The 14,364-nt window shown below is 66.1% G+C and carries 15 protein-coding genes; 11 read left to right on the top strand and 4 right to left on the bottom strand.

Going from position 1 to position 14,364, the window contains the following annotated elements; all coding sequences use genetic code 11:
* The first annotated feature begins 42 nt into the window (after positions 1-42).
* Together BGO46_RS13000 and BGO46_RS12995 are read left to right on the top strand one after the other, a co-directional pair.
* Positions 43-651 carry a sigma-70 family RNA polymerase sigma factor gene (locus BGO46_RS13000; RefSeq protein ID WP_292675182.1) on the top strand — a complete coding sequence of 203 codons (609 nt, stop codon included), beginning with the start codon at positions 43-45 and terminating at the stop codon, positions 649-651.
* Positions 626-1,708: a CU044_5270 family protein gene (locus BGO46_RS12995; protein ID WP_292675179.1), complete on the top strand. Its 1,083-nt coding sequence runs from the start codon at positions 626-628 to the stop codon at positions 1,706-1,708. The genes BGO46_RS13000 and BGO46_RS12995 overlap by 26 nt, the downstream gene beginning before the upstream one ends.
* A gap of 173 nt (positions 1,709-1,881) precedes the next feature.
* Here BGO46_RS12995 and BGO46_RS12990 read toward each other — a convergent pair whose 3' ends face one another.
* A complete protein-coding gene (locus BGO46_RS12990; protein ID WP_239281567.1) occupies positions 1,882-2,874 on the bottom strand; it encodes a Fic family protein in 993 nt (330 codons plus the stop codon).
* A gap of 408 nt (positions 2,875-3,282) precedes the next feature.
* Entirely contained in the window at positions 3,283-3,438 is a 156-nt protein-coding gene (locus BGO46_RS12985) for a hypothetical protein (protein WP_292897800.1), read from the bottom strand.
* Positions 3,439-3,948: 510 nt separating this feature from the next.
* On the opposite strand from BGO46_RS12985, the gene BGO46_RS12980 reads away from it, so the two are divergent.
* The 7 genes from BGO46_RS12980 (at position 3,949) to BGO46_RS12950 (ending at position 12,039) form a co-directional block, all read left to right on the top strand.
* Positions 3,949-4,155: a hypothetical protein gene (locus BGO46_RS12980; RefSeq protein WP_292897798.1), complete on the top strand. Its 207-nt coding sequence runs from the start codon at positions 3,949-3,951 to the stop codon at positions 4,153-4,155.
* Positions 4,156-4,217: 62 nt separating this feature from the next.
* Entirely contained in the window at positions 4,218-5,669 is a 1,452-nt protein-coding gene (locus BGO46_RS12975; RefSeq protein WP_292897796.1) for a DUF3375 domain-containing protein, read from the top strand.
* The gene (locus BGO46_RS12970) at positions 5,666-6,325 is read left to right on the top strand and encodes a DUF4194 domain-containing protein (RefSeq protein ID WP_292897794.1); all 660 of its coding nucleotides are present in this window, start codon (positions 5,666-5,668) and stop codon (positions 6,323-6,325) included. The genes BGO46_RS12975 and BGO46_RS12970 overlap by 4 nt, the downstream gene beginning before the upstream one ends.
* Positions 6,322-9,675, top strand: coding sequence for an SbcC/MukB-like Walker B domain-containing protein (locus BGO46_RS12965; protein ID WP_292897792.1), 3,354 nt, complete (start codon positions 6,322-6,324; stop codon positions 9,673-9,675). The genes BGO46_RS12970 and BGO46_RS12965 overlap by 4 nt, the downstream gene beginning before the upstream one ends.
* Positions 9,672-10,793 (top strand): DUF3322 domain-containing protein, encoded by a 1,122-nt coding sequence (locus BGO46_RS12960; RefSeq protein WP_292897790.1) that lies wholly within the window; start codon positions 9,672-9,674, stop codon positions 10,791-10,793. Before BGO46_RS12965 ends, BGO46_RS12960 begins: the two co-directional genes overlap by 4 nt.
* Positions 10,794-10,967: 174 nt before the next feature.
* Positions 10,968-11,429 (top strand): helix-turn-helix domain-containing protein, encoded by a 462-nt coding sequence (locus BGO46_RS12955; protein ID WP_197053023.1) that lies wholly within the window; start codon positions 10,968-10,970, stop codon positions 11,427-11,429.
* 25 nt (positions 11,430-11,454) lie between these two features.
* A complete protein-coding gene (locus BGO46_RS12950; RefSeq protein ID WP_292897786.1) occupies positions 11,455-12,039 on the top strand; it encodes a PIN domain-containing protein in 585 nt (194 codons plus the stop codon).
* Positions 12,040-12,346: 307 nt separating this feature from the next.
* Here the strand turns inward: BGO46_RS12950 and BGO46_RS12945 are convergent, their stop codons facing one another.
* Together BGO46_RS12945 and BGO46_RS12940 are read right to left on the bottom strand one after the other, a co-directional pair.
* Positions 12,347-12,751: a PIN domain-containing protein gene (locus tag BGO46_RS12945; protein WP_292676517.1), complete on the bottom strand. Its 405-nt coding sequence runs from the start codon at positions 12,749-12,751 to the stop codon at positions 12,347-12,349.
* Entirely contained in the window at positions 12,748-12,969 is a 222-nt protein-coding gene (locus BGO46_RS12940) for a type II toxin-antitoxin system VapB family antitoxin (protein WP_292676519.1), read from the bottom strand. The genes BGO46_RS12945 and BGO46_RS12940 overlap by 4 nt, the downstream gene beginning before the upstream one ends.
* Positions 12,970-13,086: 117 nt before the next feature.
* Here BGO46_RS12940 and BGO46_RS12935 point away from each other — a divergent pair, with 117 nt between their 5' ends.
* Together BGO46_RS12935 and BGO46_RS12930 are read left to right on the top strand one after the other, a co-directional pair.
* Positions 13,087-13,254 (top strand): hypothetical protein, encoded by a 168-nt coding sequence (locus BGO46_RS12935; RefSeq protein WP_292676521.1) that lies wholly within the window; start codon positions 13,087-13,089, stop codon positions 13,252-13,254.
* A gap of 73 nt (positions 13,255-13,327) precedes the next feature.
* Complete coding sequence (locus BGO46_RS12930; protein WP_292676523.1) at positions 13,328-14,302, top strand: LacI family DNA-binding transcriptional regulator; 975 nt, start codon at positions 13,328-13,330, stop codon at positions 14,300-14,302.
* Positions 14,303-14,364 lie beyond the last annotated feature (62 nt).

Raw genomic sequence — 14,364 nt, 5'->3', positions numbered from 1 at the left:
AGATCGGGTCGAGGTGGTGGATCGTGAACTCGAACGGGAGGAATGAGCAATACAGACGTGGGCACAGACAACGAGGTGATCGAACGTTCGGCGGATGAGCCGGGTGCGTTCGCGTTGCTCTTCGATCGACATGCGCCGGCGATCTACCGCTACGCGGCGCAGCGGCTGGGAGAGGGCAGCGCCGAGGACGTGATGTCGGAGACGTTCCTCGTCGCCTTCGAGAAGAGAGCAGCGTACGACCTCGCGATCGTCGATGCTCGCCCCTGGCTGTTCGGGATCGCCACCCGCTTGATGCATAAGCATGTGCGGCTGGAAGCGCGGGCATGGAAGGGCATGGTCGCGGATCTCGCGGCGCAGCTCTCGCCCGACATGATCGAGCAGGCGGGCGCGCGGTTGGACGCGGCACGGCTCACGCGGCGCTTGGCTTCGGCGCTGCGTGGCCTGCCCGCGTCCGACCGCGACACCCTGCTGCTGTACGCCTGGGGCGACCTCGACTACGCGGGCATCGCACGCGCTCTCGACGTGCCGATCGGCACCGTCCGCTCACGCCTGAATCGTGCCCGCCGCATCCTGCGGACCGCGGCGGGCACCAACGATCCCGAACTGGAGAAGGAACATGGACGAGTTGACGCTGCTGCGCAACACACGTAGCGAGACCGAACCGCCGGAGTCGACGTTGCACCGGGGCAGGGCGGCGCTCCTGGCCGCAGCCTCCGGCTCCGCCCAGCCGCACATCAGCACGTCGCGCCGACCGAGACGCGCCCGACGCTTTGCGATCGGCGGACTCAGTACGGTCGGCGCCGCGGCACTGGTGGCGGGGCTCGTGCTGACGGACGTGGTCGGCCTCGCTGGCTGGCGTGGTGGGGCGGATGCCGCTGCCGCCGCCGTGCTCGACGAGGCGAGCGCCGCCGCGATCACCTCAGTCGATCCCGCGGTGCAGCCCGGCCAGTATCTGAGGGTCAACACCAGGGGCGTACACCTCTCAAGCGGAGGTATCGGTGATGTTGTGGCGTCGTACCAGTACGCGTCCGATGACACTCTCTACCGCCCCGCAGATCCCTCCGATGACTGGGTGTGGGTCCGCGGTCCGCAATCCATCGCGGCGACATTCGGTCCGGAGTCCGAGCAGGTGGCGAACGCGTGGTGGGAAGCCGTGTCCTCCTCGTCAGGTTCATTCGAGGCTGGGGATCTTCTCCGGGCACCTGGGGGCGCGTTCTACGGGGGTGACGCCGGGGCGGGGTTTGCCGATCTGGACCAGCTTCCGCGTGACCCGTATCGACTGCTCAACTACATCTACCGTGTCACCCTCGGCTCCGGTCCGTCGCCCGACACCGAGGCTCTCGTGTACATGGCCGACCGTCTCCGTGCCGGGAACGTGCCCGCCGACCTGCGCGCCGCGATGTACAAGGCTGCGGCCATGATCCCGGGCGTCACGTTCATCAGCGATCAAGCTACCCTTGACGGCCGCACGGGGGTCGCGATCGGCCGCGTGGAGGACGCGTGGGGCACCCGGGTGGACATCATCATCGACCCCGATACCGGCACGTTCATCGGCGATCGCGAGGTCCTCCTCCGCGACCAGGACGGCGTACCGGCGGGCACGGCGGTGCGCTGGACGAGCGTCACCTCCTCGGTCGTCGACGAGGCGCCCGAGGGCGGATCGGTGTGCGGGAAGATGACCGTCAACCCGGACACCGGGCAATGCTGACCGGGACAACTGTCGGAGTCGAACCGACGAGTCTCATCCTCCCTCCGACGGAGTCGCTTGTGATTCCGCTCGACCTGCACCGACCTCATGCGATGAGCGACCAGCGCTGATTGCACCACATCGATCCCCCTCGCGACCCGTGAGGGGGATCGATGTGGTGAAGCGCGTGCCGACTATTGCTTCTTCTCGCCACGTGAGTACTTTGATGCCTTGTACTCCTCGAGAGCAGACTTGCTCGACCGGTACCGGCCGTCGCTCCCGATGATGGCTTCGAGGCGCCCGCGCGATGCGGCTTGCTTTAAGGCGACGAGGCTGAAATCGTCGTCGACGAGTGCCTCGAGAGGCACGTACTTGGCAGGGCCGGCGATGTTCGGGATGAGCCGATGGAGATTGTCGACGACGGAGCGGCTGATCACCTCTGCCAGAGGCCCGTCATCCCCTTGATCCGAGCGTTCGAGTGCGCGGAGGTACTTCCGTCGCTGTTCCTTGAGGATGATCGCGGGCGGCCACCCGAGCCGGATGAGTAGAAGGTTGAGCAGGAGTCTTCCGCTGCGTCCGTTGCCATCGATGAACGGGTGGACGCACTCGAACTCGCGATGCAGCCGGGCCAGCTCTTCCGGAACCGCGGCGATGGTGAGTGATCCATCGGTGATCTGTTCTTGCAAGTGATTTGCTCGATCGACCCACGCGGTGATCTCGGACGGGATGAGCGGGAAGGTCGGGGGCTTCATGCCGCCCGCAAATTCCTGGATCTCATGCTGCCGCCAATTGCCTGGCCCTTCGGTGTCATGCGCATCCGGGTGTGGCGCCACCTCCCACACCTTCGCCATGGCGAGAGCATGGACGCGCCGAACCTCGGTGACGGTGACCAGACCGTCGTGCGACCACTCATCCGGGGCGACGGCCTGCTGGTATACCCACCGGGCGGCTTCGGCGTATCCGAGGACCTCCATGTAATCCTTCAGCTCTTTCGCCCCCACAGCGCGCCCCTGTTCGAGCAGGGTCTCGACTTCGCGGAGGACGAGAGTGTTTCCCTCGATCGCTGTCGAGTGGTGAGCTTCAAGATGCCACAGATGATCCCACAGCGACTTGGCTTCGTAGGGCTTCGGCAGCCCGCCGTAGTTCGCCAGCTCATCGATTGCGGTCGCGAAACGCTTGTAGATCACTTCACGGCTCGGTCGTCCGCGTCCCGGCCGTCCACTCGTAGAATTTGTCATCACCGCTCCGCCCTAAATCAACATCGACAACTTAGCATGTTGTCATCGCTGACCACTGATTAATCAACAACGACAAACTCAAGTCCGTCAGGCGTCTGAACGCACAGGACCGGGTCTTCGTGAGGAGATAGCTTCCGCCCAGAATCCTCGACCGTTTTGAGACGCGGCGCGGAGCGGTCGAAGCCCTCGAAATGATCGTCGAGCCTGAATCGGCGTAGGCTGAAATCGCGTGCTGAAAGCGGCGCGCGGCCGCGGGATCGCTCCTCAATCGCTGCCACGTTTCAGCCACGAATCGAACCGAATCGACCTGATCGAAACGGACGCCGCCGGGGTCACAACCCGCGGAATCACGCGGTTTCAGTTGACTTCGATTGCCATCGGCGCGATTTCAAATCCCTCCGTCCCCGCGGAAAAATCCCAGATCAACGGCTGTTTATTTCGCATCTGCCACGAAATCCGCCATTCTGCCACGTCGGCGAAGCGTTCCGTTCTGGGCGATCTGAGCTCGATCATGAGTTCCCGCTCATCAACCTGCTCGGTTGCGGCTGGACCGGGCGAAGGTTCAGTGCCGCTGCCCGCGAGACCGCGAGCGCATATCCCTCGGTCTCCAGGGGCGGGGCCATGCGAAGGCCTCCGTTCCTCCACAGCGGCGGATTCGGGCGCGTTCTCCCCACGGCGTCGGATGCGGTGATCGTGGCTGCGCCTCCATCGGGATGCTGGCCGCATGGGAATCCGCTACTACGCCTATGCCTTCGATGCCGACCTTGCTCAGCAGGCGGTCGATGACCCGCACAGCATCCTCTCCAGCGACCCGCTCGCTGACGCGTGGGGCCTGGAGCCGCACGCGAGCGTGAGCGTCGCGACGTTCGAGCAGGGCTCACCGAAGCGCGACATGCTCTATCTCGACAAGGCATGGTCCGCATTGCAGTCCCTCACGCGCTCGGGGCCCGGAAGTCCCGCCGCCGGCTCGTGCTACCGGATGTTCGAAGGGAACGTGACGATGCACGTCATGGGCTGGGACCCGTGGGTGAGGACGATCCTCCCGGAGGAGGTGCCAGCGATTCGGACGACCTCTGTGCGATCGACGAGGACCAGGCGCGAACGTGGGCGCGCACTTGGCGAAGCCGGCACGACGAGCTCCGCTACGTCCTCGACTACCTCACGTGGGCACAGGAATTCGTCGAGTCGCTCGCGACAGACGGTCGCGGGATGGTCTACCTCATCGGGTGACTCAGCCCGAGCTATCCGCCGCCGCGTCGACGGATGTCGGTGTGTTCCTTCACAATGGACGCGTGCCCGCCGTCGCCCAGGTTCTCGAGCTCGCTCAGCTTGCGGAGCGCGATGCGGCGTGGAAGCTGCTTCGAGCCGACAGCGCACCCGTGGTCGCCGGTCTTCTCGGCGCCCACCTGGGTGGAGACGAGCGCCGAGTCGACGCTGAGGAGCTGTACGAGCGGATCGATGCTGACCTCGAGCGGCTCCGTGCGCAGGGACTGATCTTGCCGCTGACTGCGAAGGGGTACTGCGGGGAGTGGCGATCGGCCGGCTTCCTGGTGCGTCGGCCGTCATCGGAAGCGCGGGGTGAGACGCTCGAGCTTTCCCCGGACGCGATCGCCGGGATCCGCTTCTTGCAGGGTCGCGCCGCCCCGCGTTCGAGTGTGACCGAGTCTCGGCTTGCGAGTCTTGCGGCGCAGGTCCGTCGCCTCGCGATCGACACCGATCCTGACGTGTCAGCGCGCATCGCACTGCTCGAGGAAGAGATCGAGTCGATTGAGCGGCGGATCGAGAGCCTGCGTTCCGGTGACGAGTCCGCGATCGATGAAGACCGGGCGATCGAACGCGTTCGCGACGTGCTGGCGCAGGCGGCGGACGTGCCGGACGACTTTGCTCGGGTGCGTGCTGAGTTCGAGATGCTGAATGCATCGCTGAGGGCGAAGATCGTCGAGTCCGATGTCTCTCAGGCGGCCGTCGTCGACGAAGTCTTCCGCGGAATCGACCACATCTCCGACTCGGATGCAGGCCGCAGTTTCGCTGCTTTCTCCCAGCTCGTCCTTGACCCTGCACTCGGTGCGGCGTTCGAGGCCGACATCCGCCGCATCCTCGACCGCGGATTCGCTCGTGATCTCACCTCGGATGAGCGCCGGGCACTGCGCGCCTTCCTCGCAACGCTCAAGGGACGAAGCGCGGAGATCCACGATGTCATCACATTGTTCGCCCGGGCGCTCCGCCGCTACGTGCAGTCGCAGGACTACCAGCGCGACCGGGTCCTGCGGACTCTTCTGCGGGAGGCTCAGCACGCGGGGGTGGAAGCCGCCGCACACACGCGTCCGTGGCATCCGACGTTTCTCACGCTGGATCTCTCGGCCGTTGCGCTGTCGAGCGTCGGGGCGATCGACCTTCACGACCCCGCCGAATTCGCCGCCACCGAAGAGATCGTCACGCAGACGACATCCCTCGCGAGCCTCGAGGAGCTGCGGGCGATCGCTCGCGAAACCGAGATCGACTTCGACGAACTCACCCGGAACGTCAACAACCTGCTCGCCGAGGTGCCCTCGTGCACCGTCGCAGATGTCCTTGCTCGATACCCCGCGACGCAGGGGGTCGGCAGCGTGATCGGACTTCTCTCGATCGCCGCCGAGCAGGGCACTGTTGACGATGAGCCCGAGGTACTCGCTTGGCAGGGCGCCGACGGAGTTCCGCGTGCGGCGATTGTGGCCGCGCACCGATTCACAGGAGCGGTGGCATGACCGAGTCGACCACGGCGGATGTCGCCCCCGACGAGGACGGAGGCCTCTGGCGTGGCGACGCCGGCGAACTCCCTGATCGGACGAGGCGCGTCTTGCTGCGTCTGGTGCGTGGCCCGTATCTTTCCGGAGCGCGCGAGGCGCAGCTGTGGGCGGTGCTGCTCACCGACGAGGCTGTCCTCCGCTCCCGGCTCGCCGATTTGTTCCTCGAATTGGTCATCGATCGGGACAACGAGTTCGCCTTCGTCCGCAACGCTCCGTCCGAGGACGCCCCGAAGGCAGTGCGGTCTGAGGCGTTGACGTTCCTCGACACCGCAATGCTGCTTGTCTTGCGCCAGACGCTGCTGAGCGAGGAGGGTCGCGGTCGGGTGATCGTCGGGCAGGCGGAGGTGTTCGAGCAGCTCGCCGTGTTCCGCACCCCGGACCGTGATGAGAAGGACTTCGCGAGCCGCGTCAACTCGTCGTGGAACAAGATGCAGAACAAGCTCCGCGTGCTGCACGCCGTTGGCGATGACCGTGCCGAGATTTCGCCCGTGCTCCGACTGCTCGTCGATGCCGACCAGATCCGCGCGATCACATCGGAGTACCACCGGATCGCCCGAGAGGGCGGAGGAGAATCCGCTACCCCGTCGACGGATGCCGAGGATGACACAGAATGACGATGCTGAGCTTCCCCACCGACGAGCCGGAGGTCGATCCGACCAGGCCCGGCCAGTGGCGACTCGCCCAGATCGAACTCGTCAACTGGGGCACGTTCGCCGGCCACGTCGCCGTGGATGTCGCGCGTGTCGGCCACCTGTTCACCGGCGCATCCGGATCGGGCAAGTCGTCGCTACTCGACGCGATTGCCGCCGTCCTCACCCCCGATAGGTGGTTGCGTCTCAACGCGGCGGCTCAGGATGGCGCTTCCCGGCAGAGCGATCGGACGCTGATGAGCTATGTGCGTGGCGCCTGGAGCAAGGAAGCTGACGAGACTGCCGATCGGGCCACCACGACCTACCTGCGCTCGAAGGCAACCTGGAGCGGCATCCTGCTGCGCTACGAGAATCTCCGCGATGAACCGGTCGTCCTGCTGCGGGTGTTCCACGCACCAGGCACGCGCACCGAACCGACCGCGTTGAAGGACGCACGGATCTTCACCCGCGGTCACGTGAAGCTTCTCGACGTGAAGCCGCACGTCGAAGGCGGAATTGACGCGCGTCGCATGTCGAAGGCCTTCCCCGACGCGCTGATCACCACCGGCGGGAGACACGGACGCTTTCACGAGCGGATCATCCGTCAGTTCGGCTTCCGCGGAGATGCGACGCTTCAGCTTCTCCACAAGACACAATCAGCGAAGAACCTCGGCACCCTCGACGCGTTGTTCCGCGGGTTCATGCTCGACCAGCCAGGGACCTTCGCGCGGGCCGAGACCGCCGTTGAGCAGTTCACGGAGCTCGATGCCGCGCACAAGCACGTGGTCGACCTGAGGAAGCAGGCTGATGCGCTCCGCAAGGTCGACGAGGCGATCACCGCGTTCGACTTGGCCGGCGCTGAGATGGCGGCGATCTCCGATCTGCACGAGGGGGTCGAGCCCTTCACAGCGGGACTCAAGTTGCGGCTCGCGAAGGAAGCCGCGGGCCCCGCACGCGCCGCGCTGGCGCGCGCCGAGAGCGACCTGAGCGACGCCGCGCGAGAGCAGCGGTTGGCGGCAGAGGCGCTGGAAACCGCGAAGGTGCGGGTCCGGGACGAGGGCGGCGCGCGCGTCGAGCTTCTGCAGGAGCGGATCGACAGTGCGCAGCGTGCCGAGGACGTCACTAGGCAATATCGAGCTCAGTTGACCGCAGAGCTGATGCGCATCGGCGCACCAATGCCCGAAGACCCCGAGCAGTTTGCGGAGCTCCTTGCCGCGGCCGTCACCGAGGTTGCGCGCGACATCCCCGCTGTGTCGTATGAGGTCCGTGACGCCGCGAGTCAGGCGCGTAAGGCGCTGGACGAAGTCACCAGGCAGATTCAGGCGCTGAGAGATCACCGGAGCAACCTCGACGAGAAGCTTCTGAACGCACGGCGATTCCTCGCGGAGGCTTTCGGTGTGCCGGCATCGACATTCCCCTTTGCGGGCGAGCTGATCTCGGTCGCCGAGCAGCACTCCGCCTGGCGCGGCGCGGCAGAGCGAGTGCTCGCTCCGTTTGCGTCGACGCTCCTCGTGCGGGACGAACATCTTGTCGCCGCACGTCGGGCAGCCGACTCGCGGACACTCGGTGTCCGGCTCGTCATCGAAGCGGTCCCGCACGCCGTCGACGAGCCGCGTCGCCCCAAGGATGCCCGCTCGCTCGTTCATCGCCTCGCGGTGAGCGATGGGCCCTTCGCGTCCTACGTCCGCAGGCGCATGGCCTCCGAGTTCGACTACGCCTGCGTTGCGCACCCCGACGAGCTTGATGACGTCGAGCGTGGCGTCACGATCGGCGGCCTGGTCAAACGCAACTCACGCAGGTATGAGAAGGATGACCGTCACGAGGTCGGTGATGCCACTCGATGGGTGCTGGGCCGCGACACCCACGCGCGGCTCGAGGCTTTGCTTGAGCGTCGGCGGGAAGCGATGGCGGCGATGGAGGAAGCATCCGCCCGCGACGCCGAGGCCGACTCCTTTCGTCAGGACGCTGTCAGTCGGCGCGACGTCTTCACACGCGTATCGACGTTCAGCTGGGACCAAGTGGACCTCGCATCCGCGATGGCGGTCACCGCGGCCCAGCGCGACGATCTCCGGGTGCTCACCAGCGAATCGGGGACTCTCCGCGAAGCACAGGAGGCCGCGGAGCGAGCGACCCAGCGACTGGACGAAACGAACGCGAAGCAAGCATGGGCGCTCGGAGCCCACGCTGTCGCCCGCAATCACGTCGAAAGCATCGAGGCACACGTCGCCGAACTCGAGGCCACCCCATATGCACCGGTCGAGGAGCGGATCGCCGACGCCCTCGAGGGCCGGTTCCGAGCCGAGCGACGTTCGGTGATCCTGGAGACGGTGGACGAAGTCGCGCGAAAGGTGCAGTCGGCACTCTCGAAGGAGAAGGACGCCGCGGCCAGCCGTGCAGCGGATGCTGAGGCCAGCTTCGCCGGGCGCGCCGCCGAGTTTCGGCTCGGGTGGTCCGCTGCATCCGCAGAGTTGACTGCTGACATCCGTGACCGCTACGGCTACCGGGAACTGCGGGAGGGCATCCTCGCCCGCGGCCTGCCCGAGAAGGAGTCCGAGTTCCGCAAGCTGTTGCGGGAACGATCGCAGGACGTCGTCGCACACTTGCTCAGCGATCTCCGCGACGCCCCGGGTCTCATCCGCGAGCGAATCCTCCCTGTCAACGCATCCCTGGGGCGGTCCCCGTTCGAGGGAGCGGACCGCTTCCTCGAGATCGATGTGAAGACGACGCGGACCCCGGAGGTCGACGAGTTCCTCACCGACCTCCGCCGCATCGTGGAAGGCAACTGGGCCGACGAGTCGGCGTCCGGTGCGGAGCAGCGATTCGCCGTGCTGCAGCGCGTAATCGGTCGACTCGGATCCAAGGACCGCGTCGACATCGACTGGCGCAACCGGGTGCTCGACACGAGGCTTCACGTGAGCTTCCTCGCGCGGGAGAAGGACGTCGCCGGCCGCGTTGTGCGGGTGTATGACTCCGCAGAGGGCTTGTCGGGTGGTCAGCGGCAGAAGCTCGTCATCTTCTGCCTCGCGGCAGCGCTGCGGTACCAGCTGACTGAAGAAGAGGACGAGGTTCCGAGGTTCGGGTCGATCGTGCTCGATGAGGCGTTCGACAAGGCTGACAGCCGATACACGCGTAACGCGATGGAGGTGTTCGGAGAGTTCGGATTCCACATGATCCTCGCGACACCGCAGAAGCTGCTGCAGACGCTCGAGCCGTACGTGGGTGCGATCACGTCGGTATCGAATCCCGACCGCAACGCCTCACGGCTCGCGAACGTGGTGTTCTCGGTAGATGAGACTGAGGTCGCCGCCCCGCCGCACGCGGAGTCGCGCGCGTGACCACGCTTGTCACACCGTCTGACCTGCGCGCGCGGGCGAAGAAGCTCTTCGACCGCGATGCCCGCACCTGGGCCGCCGACCAGCAGACCGATGTCGTGCTCGAGGTTCCGCTGCGTCCGCCAACGGAGCGGGAGGTGCTGGACGATCTCAATCGGGTTCGACAGTGGGTTGACGCCTGGCGCGGCGTGAGCGAGGGCTGGGGTATCGAGCTCGAGTGGGTCGTCCGCAATTGGTCACGCATCGGGTCGCAGGAAGTCCCCGTTCGCGCGGTGCTGCGCGGTTCGGATTCGATCGCTCGAGCGGCGGGCGAGACGGATGGCTGGCGACTTCTGGTGGCGCGACTTGACGAGTTGAGAGGCCTGGCCGGTTCCGACGCCAGCAGTGTGCTCCGCGCCAGTGCCCGTGCGATCGCCGATCTCGATGGCGCCGATTTCGACAGGCTCGTCCATGTGCTGGCCTGGTTGCGCGAGAACCCGGAATCGGGTCACCTGGTGCGGGAACTGCCGATCCGCGGCATCCACACCAAGTGGATCGAATCTCGCCGCGGACTCGTCGAGGCGTTGCATCGGGCGGGAACCGGTGCGCCCGGACTGGGCCTTCGCGAGCTGTCGCCGCTCATACGGATCCGTGCTCTCGATCCGTCGCTCTCGTTCCAGGGGCTCACCGATGTGTCGGCGCCCGTCGACGACCTTGCGGCAAGCACGATCCGGCCCGAGCGCGTGTTCGTGTTCGAGAACCTCGCCACTCTGCTCGCGATGCCGGATGTGCCCCGAGCTGTAGCAGTGCACGGTGGTGGTCACCGCGTCGATCTCGTCGCCCGCCTCCCGTGGGCGCAGACGGTCACCTACTGGGGCGATCTCGATTCGCACGGATTCGCCATTCTCAACCGACTTCGAGCCAGGGGAGTGAACGCAACGTCGGCATTGATGGATATGGATACTCTGTTCGATCACCGTGATCTGTGGGGGATCGATCCGGATCCGAACGTCGGCGTGTTCGAGGTGCTCACGTCTGATGAGCGCGCGACTCTCCGGTCGCTGAGCGCGGAGGGCAACGTACGCCTCGAGCAGGAGCGCGTGCCGTGGAGCTATGCGCTCGCGCGGCTCGGGGTGTGTTGACGACGCATCTGATCGTTGCCCCAGCACGCTCCTATGACCTGTCGGTGAAGCGTGGTACCGTGATCGCAACAAACGCAACCTCCTGCGTTTACGTGTATTGAGGTGATTTCCTTGTCTCGCGCTGCCGTCGTTGAAGAGACGTACCTTCCCAGCAGGGGAGTCGAGCTTGCCCCTGTGCTGGACTTCCTCACCGCCCATGAGGCCGCCGGTCGGGCTCTTCCCGAGCCAAGGTACTTCCTTGCGGGGGCGCGTCCAGGCGACCAGGTCGAGCTTCCGGAAGAGGTCTACCTCGCTCTCCGCAAGATCGTGGACGCGATGCAGAGCGGGCTTGCCGTGTCAGTTGTACCCCAGACAACACGGCTCACCACCCAGCAGGCAGCGGATCTCCTGAACGTGAGCCGCCCGACCATTGTGAAGCTCCTCGACGAGGGTGAGATCCCGTTCGAGAAGGTGGGAACGCACCGACGCGTTCTCCTCGCGGATCTGCTCGAGTACCGCGAGCGCCGGCGTGAGCGTCAGTACGACATGCTCGCCGCCACGCGTGACGCTGTCGACGAAGACAACGTCGAGCAGACGCTCGAGGACCTCAGAGCGGCGAGGAAGGCGGTCGCAGCGAGGCGGGCTGCCCGGCTCTGACCTCGCAGGCTGACAGGATGGGGTCGTGTTCACGGCGACCCTCGACACCAGCGTGCTGTGGCCGAGCCTGCAACGCGACTTCCTCCTTTCGCTCGCGGTGGAGGGCGCGTATCGACCGACCTGGAGTTCGGCGATCCTCGAAGAGCTCGAGTTTCACGAGGAAGTCAAGCTCGTGAAGCGGGGGATACCCGTAGCGGAGGCTGCCAGCCGCGCAGCAACCCTCATCGCCGCGATACGGCGAGAGTTCGCCGACGCTGAGGTCGAAGGCTGGGAGCCGCTGGAAGGTACGTTGGGGCTTCCCGATCCGGATGACGAGCATGTGGTCGCTGCGGCCGTCATCGCGGGAGCCGGAGCGATCGTCACGGAGAACCTGAAGGACTTCCCTGCAGCCAAGATTCCGCCGGGCATCCAGGTGCTCAGCGCCAGGGAGTTCGCGAAGAACACTGTCGCGCTCAACCCCAGGCATGCGCTCGCCGCGCTGCAGGAGATCGCGAGTCGTTCCGGCCGCTACGGTGCAGCGCTCACCGTCGAGGAGATCCTGGACACGTTGCGCGACCGATACGGCATGATCGAAGCCGTCGAGATGATGGTCGAAGCTGCGTCCGCGTAGCCTCCAGTTCGCATGACTGAAGAGCGGGTGCAGCCACCTGATTTCGCGCCGATCACCCGCCATGTTTCTGCCACGGATCGAACCCGGCTCACCTGATCGAGGAGCAAGTCCGCGACGTCAGAACCCGCGGAATCATGCGGTTTCGGCCCGTCTCGGTTGTCGTCGGCGCGATTTCAAATCCCTCCGTCTCCGCAGAAAAAACCCCGGTCAGCCGGGGGTTTTCTCGTTGGCGTCAGAAGAGCGAGAGTCCGCTCCGGGGCCCGTTTTTGGGCTCCAGGTTGCCCCCAGGTTGCTCCCGACGTGTCTGTCAGGCGCTCACGTACTCTTGCCGGACAGCGCCCCGCGTGGCGATCTCTATGAACTCGAAGTCGTGGTCGGAGTTCAGGATGACAGCGTCGTTGACGACCGCGTATGCCGCAATGAGGCAATCGAACGCCGCCGCCGCGCGCAGGAGCCCGGTGTCCCACAGTGCCTGCTGGATGCCGAGGGCTTGCTGCTCGTCGGGGTGTTCCCATGCGGGTAGGAGCTGCTCCATGTCTGCCCGGAGTTCTTGGTACTCCTGCGGGTTCCGCGCCGAATGGCAGTACTCGAGAACTTGCGGCGGGCAGGTGATGATCAGGTGCGAAGGTGAGAGCTCGCGAAGCCTCGCTGCAATCGCGTCGCTCGTTGCGGCCTTCTGCCAGATGCTGTTGTCGACGAGGTAGGTCGTCACTGGCCGGCAATCGCGGTTGCCGGCGGGATCGTCGGCGCGCCGATCTGGTCGGGCTCGAACGTGCGCGCGATGATCCGCTCGACGGCCGCCGGTTGACGACGGACGGCAATGAGAGTGCGCAGGGCGAGATCCACCGTTTCGCGATTGGAGGTCGTGCCGGCGAGCTCCTTCGCTCGACGCAGCTCGTCCGGGTCGATATCGATTGACGTGACGGCCATGACTCCTCCTCCGATTTATATAGAGGAGTATATAGGCTCTCTGCCCGCCTAGGATGCTCGCATGAGCACCGGTCCCGATGATCAGGCGCTGGCATCATCTCGAAGCCTCGGCGCCGTGTGGGCCACCGTCAGATCCAGAGCTACGAGCGCAACGGTGACGTTCCGTTCGGCGTGGCTGTCACCGGCGGTGGATGCCTGTTCGGCGCCGTGATCCCCGAGGGTGTGCGGGTCGAGGCCGGCGGATTCATCATGGACGGCGGATGCCTGCCCGCTCCGGGTCACTAGCCTCTTTGATTCCAGAGCGACGCGGCGCCGCCCCGTTCGCTGGATGCGCCCGCGCCGCGTAGGGTGCGTGATTGTGGGTAAACGTGTCACTGCCGCCGATGTCGCGCGGTCGCTGGGTCTGTCGCGAGCGACCGTCGGCTTCGTCCTCAACGACACTCCGGGACAGTCGATCTCAGAGGCGACGCGCGAGCGGGTGATCGCGGAGGCGCGGCGCTTGGGATACCGACCCCACACGGCGGCGCGAGCGCTGGCGAGCGGTCAGAGCCACATCGTGCTCTTGCTGCTGCCGGACTGGCCGGTGGATCACGCCGTGCGCTCGCACCTCGATGAGGCATCCCTCGTGCTCGACCGAGCCGGGTACTCGCTCGTGACGATGACCCCCCATCCCGGCGGTCAGGCGGTGCCACTGTGGGAGAGCCTCGCTCCCGACGTCGTCATGTCACTCGCGCCTCTCTCCGACGCCCAGTACGCGGCGATCCAGGCGACCGGTGCTGTGACCCTGGTTCCCGGACGCGACGACCACGGGCTCGAAGGTGACCTCGGATTCAGCGAGGGTCCGCGTGTGCAGGCGGCACACCTCGTCAGCACCGGTCGCCGCCGCATCGTCTTCGCGGGTTCCACGGACCCTCGACTGCGCGACCTCGTCGATCAGCGCGCATCGCTCGCCTCGCGGAGCGTCGAGGAACTCGCAGGCAGCCCACTGTTCGCCCGCGTCGACATCGACGCCGCATCGGTGAGTGCGGTCGTGACGGAGTGGGTTCGCCAGGGCGTGGATGGTGTGATCGCCTACAACGACGACGTCGCAGCGCTCGTCGTCGGTGCGGCATTGCGCGCACAGATCCCGGTACCGCAGCGGCTCGCTGTCATCGGTCACGATGGCACGCCACTCGCGGCGCTGTTCGTCCCCGCGCTGTCGACGGTGCGCGTGGATGCCGCGGGCCTCGGCAGGTTCCTGGCCGAGCTCGCACTGAGCCGTGTCGGTGCGGCTCCCGCCCCGGCGACGGGCCCCGAGTTCGGCGCGCACGTCGTCGCCCGCGAAACCACCTGAAACGGTTCAATCTTGCCTTTGTGGCGAGATTCGCGTTACCATTCAGCAACTAGTAGCGCGCG

The sequence above is a fragment of the Microbacterium sp. 70-16 genome (assembly GCF_001898315.1).
Taxonomy (GTDB): domain Bacteria; phylum Actinomycetota; class Actinomycetes; order Actinomycetales; family Microbacteriaceae; genus Microbacterium.
Note: the sequence above shows the minus strand (reverse complement) of the source record. Positions and strands in the feature narration are given on the sequence as shown.

Bases quoted from the DNA above. Each gene is read 5' to 3' on its own strand.
- BGO46_RS13000 (WP_292675182.1), top strand. From the start codon at position 43: ATGAGCAATACAGACGTGGGCACAGACAACGAGGTGATCGAACGTTCG.
- BGO46_RS12985 (WP_292897800.1), bottom strand. From the start codon at position 3,438: ATGATCGAGCTCAGATCGCCCAGAACGGAACGCTTCGCCGACGTGGCA.
- BGO46_RS12970 (WP_292897794.1), top strand. From the start codon at position 5,666: ATGACCGAGTCGACCACGGCGGATGTCGCCCCCGACGAGGACGGAGGC.
- BGO46_RS12965 (WP_292897792.1), top strand. From the start codon at position 6,322: ATGACGATGCTGAGCTTCCCCACCGACGAGCCGGAGGTCGATCCGACC.
- BGO46_RS12940 (WP_292676519.1), bottom strand. From the start codon at position 12,969: ATGGCCGTCACGTCAATCGATATCGACCCGGACGAGCTGCGTCGAGCG.